Origin of the sequence: Shigella sp. FC1967 (assembly GCF_001743005.1) — a bacterium.
GTDB lineage: Bacteria > Pseudomonadota > Gammaproteobacteria > Enterobacterales > Enterobacteriaceae > Proteus.
In genome coordinates this window covers 1-241 of the sequence record NZ_MIIZ01000312.1, presented here as the reverse complement: position 1 = coordinate 241, position 241 = coordinate 1, and the positions used below count along the sequence as shown (strand labels likewise).

General features: G+C 51.0%; 1 protein-coding gene. It reads right to left on the bottom strand.

All coding sequences use genetic code 11. From position 1 onward, the window contains the following. Positions 1 to 11 precede the first annotated feature (11 nt). Positions 12 to 241, bottom strand: a 230-nt coding sequence (locus BHE89_RS24205) for a hypothetical protein (RefSeq protein ID WP_216080972.1), incomplete at its 5' end; no start/stop codon positions are given.

The following is a 241-nucleotide window of genomic DNA, read 5'->3' as shown; positions in this document are numbered from 1 at the left end:
CCCCCAGCAAGTCAGCGCCAAAATAAGAACGCTGATGCGAGAGCATAAACAGCCTGAGGGGCTACTGCTTTTTTTATATTTTGAGCGCTGGGATCGAAAAGGAGCTCTACGTCAATCACCAGCTTACCTCGGAAGAAAGTGAGCACATGATGGACGTCTATCTGAATCCCCTTGCGATGAGGCCAAGAAAGGAGCAGCTCATCTTGGCGGATGCGATAAATGACACCCTCGCCAAAGGGGG